The 15,322-nt window shown below is 66.4% G+C and carries 17 protein-coding genes; 14 read left to right on the top strand and 3 right to left on the bottom strand.

Annotated elements, in window-relative coordinates:
• Positions 1-765: CobD/CbiB family cobalamin biosynthesis protein (locus FV217_RS03825; RefSeq protein WP_147814458.1), on the bottom strand; the 765-nt coding region annotated here is incomplete at its 3' end.
• A 4-nt stretch (positions 766-769) separates the two neighbouring features.
• On the opposite strand from FV217_RS03825, the gene cobD reads away from it, so the two are divergent.
• Entirely contained in the window at positions 770-1,807 is a 1,038-nt protein-coding gene (gene cobD, locus FV217_RS03820) for a threonine-phosphate decarboxylase CobD (RefSeq protein WP_147814456.1), read from the top strand.
• A 51-nt stretch (positions 1,808-1,858) separates the two neighbouring features.
• On the opposite strand, the gene FV217_RS03815 is transcribed toward cobD, so the two are convergent.
• Positions 1,859-3,040: an MFS transporter gene (locus tag FV217_RS03815; protein ID WP_147814454.1), complete on the bottom strand. Its 1,182-nt coding sequence runs from the start codon at positions 3,038-3,040 to the stop codon at positions 1,859-1,861.
• Between the two features lie 318 nt (positions 3,041-3,358).
• Between FV217_RS03815 and FV217_RS03810 the strand changes: the two genes are divergently transcribed.
• From FV217_RS03810 to FV217_RS03785, 6 genes are all read left to right on the top strand, one after another.
• Positions 3,359-3,565, top strand: coding sequence for a hypothetical protein (locus FV217_RS03810; RefSeq protein WP_147814452.1), 207 nt, complete (start codon positions 3,359-3,361; stop codon positions 3,563-3,565).
• 136 nt (positions 3,566-3,701) lie between these two features.
• Positions 3,702-5,108, top strand: coding sequence for a malonyl-CoA decarboxylase (locus FV217_RS03805; RefSeq protein ID WP_147814450.1), 1,407 nt, complete (start codon positions 3,702-3,704; stop codon positions 5,106-5,108).
• Between the two features lie 262 nt (positions 5,109-5,370).
• Positions 5,371-5,943: a ubiquinol-cytochrome c reductase iron-sulfur subunit gene (gene petA, locus FV217_RS03800; RefSeq protein WP_147814449.1), complete on the top strand. Its 573-nt coding sequence runs from the start codon at positions 5,371-5,373 to the stop codon at positions 5,941-5,943.
• A gap of 46 nt (positions 5,944-5,989) precedes the next feature.
• Positions 5,990-7,312 carry a cytochrome b N-terminal domain-containing protein gene (locus tag FV217_RS03795; protein WP_246682711.1) on the top strand — a complete coding sequence of 441 codons (1,323 nt, stop codon included), beginning with the start codon at positions 5,990-5,992 and terminating at the stop codon, positions 7,310-7,312.
• Between the two features lie 16 nt (positions 7,313-7,328).
• On the top strand, positions 7,329-8,222 hold the full coding sequence (locus tag FV217_RS03790; protein ID WP_147814447.1) for a cytochrome c1: 894 nt from the start codon (positions 7,329-7,331) through the stop codon (positions 8,220-8,222).
• A 122-nt stretch (positions 8,223-8,344) separates the two neighbouring features.
• Positions 8,345-9,220 carry an S-methyl-5'-thioadenosine phosphorylase gene (locus tag FV217_RS03785; RefSeq protein ID WP_147814445.1) on the top strand — a complete coding sequence of 292 codons (876 nt, stop codon included), beginning with the start codon at positions 8,345-8,347 and terminating at the stop codon, positions 9,218-9,220.
• On the opposite strand, the gene FV217_RS03780 is transcribed toward FV217_RS03785, so the two are convergent.
• Entirely contained in the window at positions 9,217-10,134 is a 918-nt protein-coding gene (locus FV217_RS03780) for a metallophosphoesterase (RefSeq protein ID WP_147814442.1), read from the bottom strand. The two genes, FV217_RS03785 and FV217_RS03780, sit on opposite strands and share 4 nt — an antisense overlap.
• A 217-nt stretch (positions 10,135-10,351) precedes the next feature.
• Between FV217_RS03780 and hisB the strand changes: the two genes are divergently transcribed.
• From hisB to coaA, 7 genes are all read left to right on the top strand, one after another.
• On the top strand, positions 10,352-10,939 hold the full coding sequence (gene hisB, locus FV217_RS03775; RefSeq protein ID WP_147814440.1) for an imidazoleglycerol-phosphate dehydratase HisB: 588 nt from the start codon (positions 10,352-10,354) through the stop codon (positions 10,937-10,939).
• A 23-nt stretch (positions 10,940-10,962) separates the two neighbouring features.
• Positions 10,963-11,439, top strand: coding sequence for a DUF2628 domain-containing protein (locus FV217_RS03770; protein WP_147814480.1), 477 nt, complete (start codon positions 10,963-10,965; stop codon positions 11,437-11,439).
• Complete coding sequence (hisH, locus tag FV217_RS03765; protein WP_147814438.1) at positions 11,436-12,098, top strand: imidazole glycerol phosphate synthase subunit HisH; 663 nt, start codon at positions 11,436-11,438, stop codon at positions 12,096-12,098. Before FV217_RS03770 ends, hisH begins: the two co-directional genes overlap by 4 nt.
• 56 nt (positions 12,099-12,154) lie before the next feature.
• Positions 12,155-12,892 carry a 1-(5-phosphoribosyl)-5-[(5-phosphoribosylamino)methylideneamino]imidazole-4-carboxamide isomerase gene (gene hisA / locus FV217_RS03760; protein ID WP_147814436.1) on the top strand — a complete coding sequence of 246 codons (738 nt, stop codon included), beginning with the start codon at positions 12,155-12,157 and terminating at the stop codon, positions 12,890-12,892.
• 24 nt (positions 12,893-12,916) lie between these two features.
• Entirely contained in the window at positions 12,917-13,693 is a 777-nt protein-coding gene (gene hisF, locus FV217_RS03755) for an imidazole glycerol phosphate synthase subunit HisF (protein WP_147814434.1), read from the top strand.
• 108 nt (positions 13,694-13,801) lie between these two features.
• Positions 13,802-14,125, top strand: a complete 324-nt coding sequence (locus FV217_RS03750; RefSeq protein WP_147814432.1) for a phosphoribosyl-ATP diphosphatase — start codon at positions 13,802-13,804, stop codon at positions 14,123-14,125.
• Entirely contained in the window at positions 14,122-15,135 is a 1,014-nt protein-coding gene (gene coaA, locus FV217_RS03745) for a type I pantothenate kinase (RefSeq protein ID WP_147814430.1), read from the top strand. The genes FV217_RS03750 and coaA overlap by 4 nt, the downstream gene beginning before the upstream one ends.
• Positions 15,136-15,322: the final 187 nt, after the last annotated feature.

The raw sequence follows: 15,322 nt of genomic DNA, 5'->3' as shown, positions 1-15,322 counted from the left end.
GTGCCGGCGCGCATCGCGCCGCACGGCCCGCCACGCCCCGCCGGCCGAGGCGTCGCGGTGGATCGCGGCGGCGGCGATCAGCAGCAGGGCCGTCAGCCGGGAAGCCGGCAGGTTCACGAGGTCGTCGAGCCGGGCGGAGGCCCAGCCGAAGGCCTCATGCCGCGGGGTACGGTGGCCGATCATGCTGTCGGCGGTATTGATAGCCTTGTAGAGCACGCCGCCCGGCAATCCGCCGACACCGAGCCAGACGGCCGGCGCGACGATTCCATCCGAAAAGTTTTCGGACAGGCTTTCGATCGCCGCGCGGCAGATGCCGGCTTCGTCCAACGTCTCCGTGTTGCGGCCGACGATCATGGATACCGCATGCTGGCCAGCGGCTAACCCGTCATTGGCCAGGTCGTGCGCCACGCATGCGACGTGGCTATACAGGCTGCGCTGCGCCGGAAGGCTGGCAGCAAGCAGGGCTACGAGTACGAGTGATCCTGCTCGGCCGGCATAGGCGGCGAGCATCGTCAGGACGATCGCCGTCGATCCGGAAATGGCGATGAGCATCACCAACGCCACGATGCCGGATACCCGGCGCCGGGCCTCGCCACCGCGGTTGAACCCGGCTTCGAGGGCCGCGATCAGCCGGCCGATCCAGGTGACAGGGTGGCCGAACGCCCTGTAGAGGCGATCCGGATAGCCGGCCGCCGCCTCGATCGCCAGCGCGAGGCACAGGATCGCGAGCGCGTCGGGCGGGTGGGTCAGGCTGGTCCAAGGCATTGATGTGTCTGCGTTTTCCGCAAACGAGGCGGAGGCTCTAGCGGAGGGCGGCACGCTCCCGGTCTTCCACGGCGGCGATCTCGACGCCGCTCGGAGGCAGTTTCCGAACGCGCCGGAGCCCTGGCTCGACCTGTCCACCGGGATCAACCCGGTCCCCTATCCGCTGCCGCCCTTCGAAGCCAGCACCCTCCAGCGCCTCCCCTCGGCCGCCGACCTCCTCACGCTCAAGCTTGCCGCCGCGAAAGCCTACGGCGCACCGGACTCGAACCACGTCGCCACCGCTCCCGGATCACAGATCCTGATCGAGACGATCCCGCGGCTCCGGCCCGCATCCCGCGTGGCCGTCGTCGGGCCGACTTATGCTGAACATGCAATGGCTTGGCGGCGATCGGGCCATGCCGTCGAAACGGTGTCGGAGCTGCCGTCGGCCGACCGTTTGGACGTCGTCGTCGCGGTCAACCCGAACAATCCGGACGGCCGGATTCATGCCCCCGACGCTCTCCGGCAGCTATCTCGAACGCTATCGAGCAAGGGCGGCCTCCTCGTCGCCGACGAGGCTTTCGCCGACCTCGAAGCCGACGGCTCGGTGGGAACCGACCTCGGTGCGGGAGCAGTGCGTCTGCGTTCCTTCGGCAAGAGCTACGGGCTCGCCGGCCTCCGCCTCGGCTTCGCGTTGGCCGAACCGATCCTCGCCCAACGCATCGAAACCGCCCTCGGCCCCTGGGCCGTGTCGGGGCCGGCGATCGCAGCCGGGCTCGTTGCGCTCCCGGATGCGGCCTGGCGGCAGGAAACTGCGACGGCGCGGGCGAAGGATGCGGCGCGGCTCGACCGGATGATCGTTCGCGGCGGCGGCCAAATCGTTGGCGGTACGGTCCTTTTTCGGACCGCGACCTTCCGGGACGGTCTATCGATGTTCCGTCTCCTCGGGGAGGCGGGGATCTATGTCCGCCGGTTTCCGGAGGCGCCATCCCAACTCCGCTTCGGCCTGCCGCCCGATAAAGGGGCTTGGTGCCGGCTCTCGCGGGTGCTCAAATCGGTCTAAATCTTTGCTGTCGCATGACGTTTTCGGGAAACCGGAATCCGCTTTCCCGCATCATGCTCTGGCCCGGCCTCCGAACCAGGACACAGCGAGGGCACCGACGGCAAAAGCGCCGCCGACCAGGCAGACGCCCGACCAGCCGGCCATCATGAAGGCGCGCGTGCCGGTAAAGGCCCCGAAGGCACCACCAACGAAAACCGACGTGAACAGCACGGTGTTGATGCGTCCCCGCGCTCCGGCGACGAGGGCGTAGGCACGGGTCTGGTTGGCGATCAGCGCGGCGTTGATCCCGAGATCGATCAACAGCACGCCGACGACGATGGCGGCTAGCGACCACGATCCGCCGACGGCCAACACCGCGAAAGCCGCGATGACGCAGAGGCTTCCGGCGATGACGACCGGACGCGCGCTGCGACGATCGCTGTAGCGGCCGGAGAGCGGCGCGATGATCGCACCGGCCACGCCGATGACGCCGAATAGGCCCGCGCCCGCCGGGGAAAGATCGAAGGGTGGCGCCTCGACGAGCAATGCCAGGGTTGCCCAAAAGGCGTTGAAGCTCGCGAAGAGCAGCCCCGGCGACAGGCTGGAGTTCTGCAGCACCGGCTGCGAGCGCAGGAGGTGGAGAAGCGACGTCATCAGGGCTCGGTAGCGAAGCCGCTTCGGTGCAGTGTGGGGCAGGGTCACGGCCGCAATGCCGGCCATGAGGACGGCCACCATCGCCGCCGCAGCGAAGACGGATCGCCATCCGAAATGCGCGCCGACGAAGCCGCTGGCGGTCCGAGCCAGCAGGATGCCGCAGAACAGCCCGGTCATGACCTGGCCGACCATGCGCCCGCGAGTGGCATCCGGCGCGAGTTCGGCGGCAAAGGGCACGGCCTGTTGCGCGGCGGAGGCAAGGATGCCGATCGCAAGGCTCGCCGACCCGAGCACGGCTAGATTCGCACTGAGAGCCGCGACAACGAGCGCCACAGCAAGTCCGAGCAACTGACCGATGATCAGGCTGCGGCGCGGTAGGGCGTCGCCCAGCGGCACCAGCCCGAGGATGCCGAGGCCGTAGCCGACGAGACTCGCCGTTGGCACCACGAGGGCGGCTCGATCACCGAATTCGGCCACCAGAAGCGCCAGCAGCGGCTGATTGTAGTAGATGTTCGCGACGGCGCCCCCGGCGATCAGGGTGAGACCGAGCCTCGTCCTTACCGTGAAGCCATACGTGTCGTCGCGCGGTGTACGGCTCACGTGACCGCCATCGCACGGGTCGGTTGGGGCTGTGAAATGGCGTGATGGGTGGCGGCGAGGCTGGACATCCCCGCTCGGCTACCGGGCTCGTCGAAAAGCTGCAACCCGGAAGCGTCCGCTCGCCTGCCCCTCGAGCGGTCAATCGATGTTACGTTTGCGGAAGAAGCCCCTTCGCAGAAAGCTTTGTCGAATCGCTCGTTCGTCCCCATATCCAGTCAGCTGCGGAGAAAAAGGATCCGTCCGCGCCAGCGTCGTTCGAGCCTGCGTCGCAGGGGGTCCTACCGCATCAAGCGAATGCTCGCAGGAATGGAGTCGTGCGTGTCAAACTACCTCATCCACTTCGCCAAGGAGATACTCGGCGTTCCGTTCACTGTCGGTTCCGTCGAGATCGCGAAGGCGCGGGATCCGGAGCGGGCGTTGCGTGCCGCAGAAATCCGGTTCGCCCGCCAGCATGGCCTGGTCGATTGGCGCGAGCGGGCGGACACGGCCGACATCGCGACCTCATCCGCCGGCAGACGGGGCTGACCCGTTCGGGAATGGCAGCGACGCGGTGTCCGTGCTGGCCGAAACCGGCCCACGGCCCTAAAATCTCAAGCTGAGCGGGGAGGCTGTTACCGCTCCCCGGATTGGCGATCGGGGCCGGAGAGTCGGATAGCGTTCCATGGCGGCGATCTCATTTCTCGGCGACCTCCTGCAGACGATCGGCGATCGCGGACGCGATCTGATCAATTTCGGACGTAGCGAACTCGGTCGCGCCGATAGCGCGGCCGACCTGCTGCGACTCTGCGAAGATCTGATCTCCCGGCGCGGCGAGGCCTCGGGCGTCGCCCTCGCCCGCCTGATCCTCGAACGCTACGCAGCTCTGCCGCAGGAAGAGCGGCTCGCCTTCCTCAGGCTCGTCGCAGCAGAATTCGATGCCGATCATGATGCGGTCGATGAAGCCATCGCCGCCTACAGGGCCAACCCGACCCGCGCTCAACTCGGCCAGTTGCACGAGTCGGCCGAGCCGCGTGCTCAGGAGCTGATCCGACGGCTCAATCTCGCGCGCGGCGGTACGTTGGCGCTCGTACGCATGCGGCAAGACTTGTTCGTGCTCCGCAAGCGCCTGAAGCAGGAAGGTGCCGATCCCGACCTGATCGATGCCGCCGGCAGCCTCGACAGTGATTTCGAGCACCTGTTCATGTCGTGGTTCAACCGCGGTTTTCTGGTGCTGCGGCATATCGGCTGGAGTTCGCCGGCCGACATCCTCGAAAAGATCATCCGCTACGAGGCCGTGCACGAGATCGAGGACTGGGACGACCTGCGCCGCAGGATCGAGCCGCAAGACCGGCGCTGCTACGCATTCTTCCATCCGGCGCTGCTCGACGAGCCGCTGATCTTCGTCGAGGTGGCGCTGACCTCCGGGATCGCCTCGTCCATCGGGCCGATTCTAGCGGACGAGCGCGAGCCGCTGCCGATGCGGTCGGCGACGACTGCGATCTTCTATTCGATCTCGAACTGCCAGCCTGGGCTTGCAGGCGTCACCTTCGGCAACTTCCTGATCAAGCAGGTGGTCGAGGACCTCGCCCGCGAGATCCCGACGCTGAAGACCTTCGTCACGCTCTCGCCGGTTCCGGGTTTCCGGAGCTGGCTCGACCGCGAGCGCGGCTCGGATGCTCCGCAGGGGCTGACCCCAGAGGATGTCGAGACCCTGCGCCTGCTCGATTCAGACGATTGGCAGGGCGACAAGGCGAAGACCGAGGCTGTGCGGCGAGCGATGCTGCCCGCGGCGGCGGCCTATTTCCTGCGCGCCAAAAATGCCAAGGGGCGCCCGGCCGACCCGGTGGCGCGCTTCCATCTTGGCAACGGCGCGCGGCTGGAGCGCATGAATTTTCTCGGCGACACCTCGCCGAAGGGGGTCGGACAGTCCTACGGCCTGATGGTGAACTATCTCTACGACCTCTCCGCGATCGAGAAGAACCACGAGACCTACGCCAATCTCGGCACGGTCGCGGCCTCGTCGGCCGTCAGCCGCGAACTGCGGGCGAACCTGCCGCCGCCCCGTGCGCTGGTTCTGGCGGAGGCGTGAGCGGAGGCCACTGCCGAACATGCAGCAAACTGCATGTCGCTTAGCCTCGACAGTCTAGACACGTTCGCATCTGACATGTCACAGAGCGCGGCTATGGGAATGTGGTCGGGTGACCCCTGGTCGCATTGTCCGCAGCGACGCGATGGTGTCTGCCGTCACGTTAGGCTGATCTCCCGCGCAAAGCTCGCAAGGCGCTGATCCGGCAGAAGACCGGAGTGCTTCTCGGCGAGACGTTTGCGCTTCTCCGTTCGGAGTACGAGTCTTGGCGAACACCTCGGCCACCACTGCAGGCGCGCAGGATCAGGATGGCAGCCGTCGCGACTTCCTGTTTCTCGCGACCGGTGCGGCCGTCGCCGTGGGGGGCGCCTTCGCTGCTTGGCCCTTCGTCTCGTCGATGCGGCCCGACGCGGCGACGATCGCGGCCGGCGCGCCCCTCGACGTCGATCTCGCCCCGATCACGGACGGCCAGATCGTCAACGTGTTCTGGCGGGGCAAGTTGATCTTCGTCCGCAAGCTGACGGAGAAAGAGGTCAAGGACATGAAGGCGATCCCGGTCTCGGAGCTCTCCGATCCGGCCCCCTTCGACGCCCGCGTGAAGTCGGGCCACGACCAGTGGCTCGTAGTCTACGGCAACTGCACCCATCTCGGCTGCGTGCCGATCGGCCACCAGGGCAACTTCGAGGGTTGGGCTTGCCCCTGCCACGGCTCGCAGTTCGATGCAGTCGGCCGCGTCCGCCGCGGCCCGGCGCCGATCAACCTGCCGATCCCACCCTACACCTTCGCCTCCGACACCAAGGTCCGGATCGGCGAAGAGGGCGGCAAGGCCGCGGCCTGAACCGACAATACGCGGACATGATAAGCGGAGCTGAGCGGGTCACCTCATGAGCGCGCACGCCACCTCGATCTACGTTCCCAAGAGCCGCATCGCGAAGTGGTTCGAGTCGCGCCTGCCGCTCGTCGGCTTGGTTCACTCCTCCTTCATCGCCTACCCGGTTCCGCGAAACCTCAACTACTTCTGGACCTTCGGCGCGATCCTGTCGGCCTTCCTCGGCATCCAGATCGTGACCGGCGTCTGGCTGGCGATGCATTACGAGCCGTCGGCCGGAGCGGCCTTCGAGAGCGTCGAGCACATCATGCGCGACGTGAACTACGGCTGGCTGCTACGCTACATGCACGCCAACGGCGCCTCGATGTTCTTCCTGGCGGTCTACGTCCACATCTTCCGGGCGCTCTATTATGGGTCCTACAAGGCCCCGCGGGAGGTGCTCTACCTGCTCGGCGTCATCATCTACCTGCTGATGATGGCCACCGCCTTCCTCGGCTACACCCTGCCGTGGGGCCAGATGAGCTTCTGGGGCGCCACCGTCATCACCAACATCCTCGCCGCGATCCCGATCGTCGGCGACTCGATCCAGAGCCTGCTCTGGGGCGGCTACTCGGTGGGTAATCCGACGATCAACCGCTTCTTCTCGCTGCACTACCTGCTGCCCTGGATGATCGCCGGCGTCGTCTTGCTGCATGTCTGGGCGCTGCACGTCACGGGTCAGAACAACCCGGCCGGCATCCCGATCAAGTCGAGCAAGGATGCGGTTCCGTTCACGCCCTACGCTACCGTGAAGGACGCGTTCGCGACGGTCGCGTTCATGATCATCTTCGCGTGGTTCGTCTTCTACCAGCCGAACTATCTCGGCCACGCCGACAACTACGTGCCGGCCAACGCCTCGGTGACCCCGGCGCACATCGTGCCCGAATGGTACTTCCTGCCATTCTACGCGATCCTGCGCGCGGTACCGGACAAGCTCGGCGGCGTGATCCTGATGTTCGGCGCGGTGATCATCCTCGCCTTCGCGCCCTGGCTCGACACCTCGCGGGTCCGTTCGACGAACTACCGCCCGGTCTACAAGGTGTTCTTCTGGGTGTTCGTCGTGAACGCGATCCTGCTCGGCTGGCTCGGTGCCAAGCCGCCGGAGGGTGGCTACGTCATCGTCGGCCGGATCTGCACGGTCTACTACTTCGCCCACTTCCTGCTCGTGATGCCGCTCTGCGGCCTGTTCGAAACGCCGAAGGCGCTGCCGGGCTCGATCCTCGAGACCGTCACCGGACCGGGGCAGCAGGGTTGGGACGGGCGCCAGGGCGGCCAGCCGCAGGATCCTGATAAGGGCATCCCGGATTGGGCCATGCCCGATGCGGTCAAGCGTAGCTGAGCGGCGGGGACACGAGATGATGCGTTACCCGAGCACACTTGCAGCGGGCCTGATCGCCATCCTCGGCATCGGCCAAGCCTCTGCCGAGGAGCACGCGCCCAACCCGCCGCGCCAGAAGTGGAGCTTCGCCGGCGTGTTCGGCAAGTTCGACGAGGCGCAGCTTCAGCGCGGCTTCCAAGTCTACAAGGAAGTCTGCTCGAACTGCCATTCGATGAAGCTCGTCCGCTTCCGTAACCTCGCGGAGGAGGGCGGCCCCGGCTTCAGCGCCGCGCAGGTCAAAGCGCTCGCCGAGACCTATCAGGTCAAGGAAGAGAACGACAAAGGCGAGGTCGTCGACCGTCCCGGCCGCGCCGCCGATGGCTTCCCGCCGATGTATCCGAACGAGAAGGCGGCAGCTGCTGCCCACGGCGGCAAGGCACCGCCGGACTTCTCGGTGCTCGCCAAGGCCCGCACCTACGAGCGCGGCTTCCCGGCCTTCGTGTTCGATGCGCTGCCGCTGACCGGTTATTCGGAGCAGGGCGTCGACTATATCCACGCGTTGCTGAACGGCTACGGCGACGCGCCGGAAGGCAAGGAAGTCCCGGACGGGGTCTACTACAACAAGTACTACCCGCAGGGTCAGGTGATCGCGATGCCGCCGCCGATCAGCGACGGCGCCGTGACCTACCCGAAGAACGACAAGGGCGAGCCGGTCGTGCCGGAGACGACGGACCAGTACGCCAAGGACGTCGCGGCCTTCATGGCCTGGGCGGCCGAGCCGCACATGATGGCCCGCAAGGCGCTGGGCTTCCAGGTGATCCTGTTCCTGATCCTGCTCTCGGGCCTGCTCTATTACGTGAAGAAGCAGATCTGGAAGCCGCTCGGCGGCGAGGTCCACGGCCTGCAGCCGGAACTGCACAAGACGTTCTGAACCCGGTATTCCTGGCTTTCAGCGATCGACAGACGGGCCCCGCGCGGGCCCGTTTGCTTGCGCGGAACCGCTCGGGGCGGCAATACGCCGACGCATAGCGACGAAGTGAATAGGGATTGGCCATGACCGCAGCGGTTCTCGGCGTGATCGGCGGCTCGGGCGTCTACGACCTGCCGGGTCTTGAGGATATTCGCGAGGAGGCGATCGCCTCGCCCTGGGGCGAGCCGTCCGATGCCGTCCGTATCGGACGGATCGGCCAGACCAAGGTGGTTTTCCTGGCCCGCCACGGGCGCGGCCACCGGCTCTCGCCGTCCGGCATCAACTACCGCGCCAACATCGACGTGCTGAAGCGCGCTGGCGTGACCGACATCGTCGCGATCTCCGCCTGCGGCTCGTTTCGCAACGAGCTGCATCCGGGCCTCTTCGTGCTCGTCGACCAGTTCGTCGACCGCACGCATGGCCGGGCCTCGTCGTTCTTCGGCAACGGCTGCGTGGCGCATGTGCCTTTCGCCCATCCAGTCGGCCCGAACCTGCAGAAGCGTATCGTCGACGCTGCTGCGGCCGAAGAGATCACGGTCCACAAGGGCGGCACCTACGTCTGCATGGAAGGGCCGCAATTCTCCTCGCTCGCCGAATCGAAAACCTACAAGGCGGCCGGCTACGACGTCATCGGCATGACCAACCTGCCCGAGGCGAAGCTGGCGCGCGAAGCCGAGATCACGTTCGCCACCATCGCCATGGTCACCGACTTCGATTGCTGGCACCCGAACCACGATGACGTGGATGTCGCCTCGGTCGTCGCCGTCGCCCGCGCCAATGCCGACCGGGCCGCGCGCCTCGTCGCACGTCTCGCCCGCGACTTCCCGTCGGAGCGCGAAGACTGCCCGGCCGGTTCGCACCGCGCCCTCGACGGCGCCATCATGACCGCCGAGAGCCACCGCGACCCGGACTTGATTGCCAAGCTCGACGCCGTGGCGGGACGGGTGCTGAAGGCTTAAGCGCTCCGCAAGCGCAGCGCGCGGCTCGGCTCGCGGCCGAAGCCGCGGATGTCGAGATGGTCCCCAGCGATCTCGACGATCGCGTAGGCGTTTTCCGCAGGCGTATCGACCATGCCGTGAAAGTTCACGTAGTGGATGCCTGCGGTCTCGGCGTAGTTACCGGCATGATTGTGCCCGCAAAAGTACGCGACGACGTGCGGCTGACTCGCGAGAAGTTCGACGATCCGGCCAGCATCCCACATATTGTGCGGGTTCGCCGGGAAGACCGGGTAGTGGTTGAGCACGATCACCCGTTGGCGCTTCGCCCGTGCATCGTCGAGCACGCTGCCGAACCAGGTGAACTGCGCGTCGCTCAGTGAGCCGTTCCACGGTTTTGCGTTATCCGCGCCCTGAGCGGCCAGCCGGCCAAGGCGATCGGTTGCGATTTGCCAGCGTAAGTCGCCCGGCGGTGGCGCGAACAGTGAGACGTCGTTGCCGTCGAGGACGACGAAGCGGATACCGCCGACCGTATAGTCGTAATGGGTTTTCGCGAGGCCGAGCAGGCCCGGCTGAGCCGTCAGGTCTTCCGGCGCGAGCGAGTAGTCGTGGTTGCCCAGCAGGACGACATGCCGATGCCGCAACATCGCGTAGACCGGCAGGATCGCATCATAGCTCTCCGCGCGCCGATCGATGACGTCGCCGAGCGTCACGACGAAATCGAGGTCCTCGGCATTGAACGCCGCGACCGCCTCGCGCAGCTTGCCGAGGCTGTTCCGATAATAGCGCTGAAGGCCGAGATGTGGGTCGGCATCCGCATATTGCGGGTCGGCGACGACGCCGAAGCGCAAAGCTGTCGAACCGGCGGCCGAGGCACCGGGGCGCGGAGCGGCGAGCATGGCGGCACCTCCGGCGAGGACGGTCCGTCGGGACGGCATGGTGACTCCTGCGCGAACGGGGCGATAAGCGATCGGACCGGAACATAGTCGAGCCACCGCGTGAGAGCGTGACGTTTACGTGACCCGGAAAGCTGAAGCGGTTCTGCGTTTTCGCGGGGCTTCGACGCGCAGAACCCTTCCCCCCGCGGCCGGAACCGCTCTAAAAGGCAGCCCCGGCTGCTGGAGCGGCCCTTTTTGATCAAGGCCCCCACCAGAGATGCGCGCCGCGAGCATCAGTCGCCGTACGGCGGAAACCGACGTCAGCGTTTCGATCGCGCTTGACGGAACCGGCAAGGCGACGATCGCCACCGGCGTCGGCTTCCTCGATCACATGCTCGAGCTTTTTGCCCGGCACGGACTGTTCGATCTCGAGGTCAAGGTCACGGGCGACCTGCAGGTCGACCAGCATCATACGACGGAGGATGCCGGCATCGCCCTCGGGCAGGCCTTCGCCAAGGCGCTGGCCGACAAACGCGGCATCCGGCGCTATGCGGATCTGCATCTTCCCATGGACGAGGCGTTGACCCGTATCGCCGTCGATATCTCCGGTCGGCCGTTCCTGGTGTTCAAGACGGACTTTCGCGTCGAGAAGATCGGGCAGTTCGACACCGAGCTGGTGCGTGAGTGGTTCCAGGCCTTCGCGATGAATGCCGGCATCACGCTGCATGTCGAGACGCTCTACGGCGACAACGCCCACCACATTGCTGAGAGCTGCTTCAAGGGGCTGGCCCGGGCCTTGCGGCAGGCCGTCGCAGTCGATCCGCGCGAGGACGGGCGGGTGCCGTCGACCAAGGGCTCGCTCTAGAGCGGTAGGGAATCAGCATGCGTTTGCGGACCTACACCATTCACCTGCCCGAGGGCGCCCTTCGCGGCGATGGACGCGCGCTCGACGGAGCTGCGATCGTACCCGACGGCTTCTCGCCGCAGGCCTTCGCGTTTTCGGTCCTGTGGTTCCTGTTTCATCGCCTCTGGCTGGCGGCGCTCTTCGTGTTCGTCCTGCTGGCCGGGCTGGCCGTCGGAGGGCGAATGCTGGGCATCTCGCCAGTCGCAGGCATCGTGATTTCGCTGCTGGCCTCCCTGCTGATCGGCCTCGAAGCGTCGAGCCTGCGCCGCTGGTCCTATGCCAGGACTGGTCGTCCGGCGCGCGACGCGGTTGTCGCCGCGTCGCGCGACGAGGCCGAAGCCAAGGCGGTGACGCGCTGGCTCGACCCATCGGCTGCTCCGCGGACTGTTGTGTCGGCCTCGAACCGCCGGGTCGACGATTCCGTCATCGGCCTGTTTCCCGCCAGCGAAGGCAGTCGGTGACGCCGTTGACCGTTGCGATCATCGATTACGGCTCCGGCAACCTGCACTCGGCGGCGAAAGCGTTCGAGCGCGCCGCACGCGATTCCGCCCTCGACGGGACCCGTATTCTCGTGACGGACAGGCCCGAAGAGGTAGCGAAGGCCGAGCGCATCGTGCTGCCGGGCGTGGGAGCTTATGCCGATTGCCGACGCGGGCTCGATGCCGTGCCCGGCATGGTCGAGGCGATGACCCTGGCGGTACGCGAGCGCGGCCGGCCGTTCCTCGGTATCTGCGTCGGCATGCAGCTGATGGCGACGCGCGGCCTCGAATACGAGACGACGCCCGGCCTCGACTGGATCTCCGGCGACGTCGCCCCGATCGCGCCGACCGACCCGTCGCTCAAGATTCCGCATATGGGCTGGAACACCCTGACGGTGGATCGCCACCTGCCGCTGCTCGACGGGATCCCAACGGGCGACGACGGCCTCCACGCCTATTTCGTGCATAGCTATGCGCTGAAGCCGCTCGACCACGCCGACGTCGTCGCGCACAGCGACTACGGCGGCTCCATCACGGCAATGGTGGCGCGCGACAACCTCGCGGGCACGCAATTCCATCCCGAAAAAAGCCAGCGGCTCGGTCTGGCGTTGATCGCAAACTTTTTGCGGTGGCGTCCGTAAAACCCGCGCACGACAGTGCATGACTTCGCCTCCGCAACCCATGGACGAGCTGTTTCGTGATTCTCTTTCCGGCAATCGACCTCAAGGACGGACGTTGCGTTCGCCTTGTCCAGGGCGACATGGCACAGGCCAAGGTGTTCAACGACGATCCGGCAGCCCAAGCGGCGGAGTTCGAGACCCAGGGTTTTGACTGGATCCACGTCGTCGACCTCGACGGTGCCTTTGCTGGTGCGCCGCAGAATGCCTCGGCCGTCGAAGAGATCCTGCAGCGGGTGTCGGTGCCGGTCCAACTCGGCGGCGGCATCCGTGAGATGCGCACACTTGAGGGTTGGATCGAGAAGGGCGTGAGCCGCGTCATCATCGGCACGGCCGCCGTGCGCGATCCCGCCTTCGTGCATGAGGCCGCGCGGCGTCATCCGGGCAAGATCGCAGTTGGAATCGATGCCAAGGACGGCCGCGTGGCGGTCGAAGGCTGGGCGCAGACTTCCAGCATGACGGCGGAGGAACTCGGCCGCCGCTTCGAAGATGCCGGCGTCGCCGCGATCATCTACACCGACATCGCCCGCGACGGCATCCTGAAGGGTCTCAACATCGAGATGACGCTGGCGCTCGCCCAGGCCGTGACCATCCCGGTGATCGCGTCGGGCGGCCTCGCCTCGATCGACGACGTCCACCGCATCCTGCAGCCCGATTGCGCGATGCTCGCCGGCGCCATCACCGGCAGGGCGCTCTACGATGGCCGGATCGATCCACGTGAAGCGCTCGAGGCGATCAGACGGGCCCGGGCTGTCTGAGCCAGAATTCGGAAGCGACCAGCCTTGCTCAAGACCCGCATCATCCCCTGCCTCGACGTTAAGGACGGCCGCGTCGTCAAGGGCGTGCAATTCCTCGAACTGCGCGATGCCGGCGACCCGGTGGAATCCGCGAAGGTCTACGACGCGGCGGGCGCCGACGAACTCTGCTTCCTCGATATTGCCGCCAGCCACGAGAACCGCGGCACGCTGCTCGACGTGGTCAGCCGAACCGCCGAGGCCTGTTTCATGCCGCTCACCGTCGGCGGGGGAGTGCGCACCGTCGCGGATGTCCGGACGCTCTTGCTCGCCGGTGCCGACAAGGTCGGAATCAATACGGCGGCCGTAAAGAACCCCGACGTCGTCTCGGCTGCGGCGGAAAAGTTCGGCGATCAATGCATCGTCGTGGCGATCGATGCCAAACGCGTTTCCGGCCCGGGAGAAGCGCCACGCTGGGAGATTTTCACCCACGGCGGACGCACGCCTACGGGCATCGACGCGATCGAATTCGCGCAGACCGTCGCCAGGCGCGGCGCCGGCGAACTCCTCGTGACCTCGATGGACAAGGACGGCACGCGGTCCGGCTACGACATCGCGCTGACCCGCGCTATCACCGATGCGGTGAACGTGCCGGTGATCGCATCCGGCGGCGTCGGCGGCCTCGACGACCTCGTCGCCGGTGTCCGGGACGGTGGTGCGAGCGCGGTGCTCGCAGCGTCGATCTTCCATTTCGGCCAGCATACCGTCGGCGAAGCCAAGGCTCACATGGCGGCCGCCGGCCTCGCCATGCGCCTCGACCGTTGAGCTCCGACCCTGCAATTTCGTCCAAGTGGCTCCCTTGACCGGAAACCTCACGCCAGATCAGGGTCCGAAGCCGGCACTCCTGACCGACCACGCCGCTCGACGGACCGAATGACCACTTTTACGCTCCAGGATCTCGCCGATCTGGTCGATGCGCGCGCGGACGCGCCGCCGAACAGCTCCTATACTGCCAAGTTGCTATCGGGTGGCCCAGCCAAACCGGCAAAGAAACTGGGAGAGGAAGCCGTCGAGGCGGCGATCGCCGCCGTCCAGGGCGACCGATCCGGCCTCGTGAGCGAAGCGGCAGACGTGCTCTATCACCTCGTCGTGCTTCTCAAGGCCGGCGGCGTTCCCCTCCATGAGGTGATGGCGGAGTTGGAGCGGCGCACGGCGCAGAGCGGAATCGCCGAGAAGGCCTCGCGGAGGCACACGTGAGCGGAGCGCCGATCCCTGCGATCGGCGTCGCGGATGCCGAGTGCCAGAACCCGGTGACCGGCGAAGGCCCGGACCGCCTCTCGCCCTACCGGCTGTTCACGCGGGCCGAGTGGGCTCAACTGCGCGCCGACACCCCACTGACCCTCGACGTCGAGGACGTTGCCCGCCTGCAATCGATCAACGACCCGATCTCGATCGAGGAGGTCGTGGCGATCTATCTGCCTCTGTCGCGCCTGCTCTCACTCTACGTCGCGGCAACGCAAGGTCTGTTCAAGGCGACCCAGCGCTTTCTCATGGCCGAGCACGAGGCCAAGGCACCCTACATCATCGGCCTCGCGGGCTCGGTGGCGGTGGGCAAGTCGACGACGGCGCGGGTGCTCAAGGCCCTGCTGGCACGTTGGCCGAATACGCCCAAGGTCGACCTCATCACCACAGACGGCTTCCTGCATCCCAATGCCGAGCTGAAGCGCATGGGGGCAATGGAGCGGAAAGGCTTTCCGGAGAGCTACGACACGGCAGCCCTTCTGCGCTTCCTCACCGACATCAAGGCAGGCAAGAAGCGGGTCGCCGCGCCGGTCTATTCCCACCTCGTCTACGACGTGGTGCCGGGCGAGGAGCAGGTGATCGAGCAGCCGGACATCCTGATCGTCGAGGGGCTGAACGTGCTGCAGCCGGCGCGCCTGCCCCGCGACGGCACCGCGATCCCCTTCGTCTCCGACTTCTTCGATTTCTCGATCTATCTCGACGGCCACGAGGACGACCTGCACCGCTGGTACGTCAACCGCTTCCTGCGCCTGCGCCAGACGGCCTTCCGCAATCCGCTCTCGTATTTCCGGAAATACGCCGAGGCGAGCGAGACGGAAGCTCTCGACATCGCCGACGGCCTCTGGGCGACGATCAACCTGCCCAACCTGCGCGACAACATCCTGCCGACGCGCCAGCGCGCGAGCCTGATTCTCGCCAAGGGCGCGAGCCACCGAATCGAGAGCGTTGCCCTGCGCAGGCTCTGAGCGGAGACGCTCTCAAAACGGTCACAAAGCGTGGCCGTTCGGCAACGATCGGCTGAAAACTGCCACGCTTCGCCCGGTGCTCCCGCCTCAAGCGTAGCCGCGCCCTGGCAGCAGCCCCGCATTTGGCCTGCAATGCCTTCGGTCTGCCACAAGCGCAGCCGTGTTGTCGCCACACCGGTCAAGAAAA

Origin of the sequence: Methylobacterium sp. WL9 (genome assembly GCF_008040035.1) — a bacterium.
In the GTDB taxonomy this organism is placed as follows: Bacteria; Pseudomonadota; Alphaproteobacteria; order Rhizobiales; family Beijerinckiaceae; genus Methylobacterium; species Methylobacterium thuringiense.
This window is presented reverse-complemented; position numbering and strand designations above follow the sequence as displayed.

Bases quoted from the DNA above. Each gene is read 5' to 3' on its own strand.
- FV217_RS03805 (WP_147814450.1), top strand. From the start codon at position 3,702: ATGGCGGCGATCTCATTTCTCGGCGACCTCCTGCAGACGATCGGCGAT.
- FV217_RS03795 (WP_246682711.1), top strand. From the start codon at position 5,990: ATGAGCGCGCACGCCACCTCGATCTACGTTCCCAAGAGCCGCATCGCG.
- FV217_RS03790 (WP_147814447.1), top strand. From the start codon at position 7,329: ATGATGCGTTACCCGAGCACACTTGCAGCGGGCCTGATCGCCATCCTC.
- FV217_RS03785 (WP_147814445.1), top strand. From the start codon at position 8,345: ATGACCGCAGCGGTTCTCGGCGTGATCGGCGGCTCGGGCGTCTACGAC.
- FV217_RS03780 (WP_147814442.1), bottom strand. From the start codon at position 10,134: ATGCCGTCCCGACGGACCGTCCTCGCCGGAGGTGCCGCCATGCTCGCC.
- hisB (WP_147814440.1), top strand. From the start codon at position 10,352: ATGCGCGCCGCGAGCATCAGTCGCCGTACGGCGGAAACCGACGTCAGC.
- FV217_RS03750 (WP_147814432.1), top strand. From the start codon at position 13,802: ATGACCACTTTTACGCTCCAGGATCTCGCCGATCTGGTCGATGCGCGC.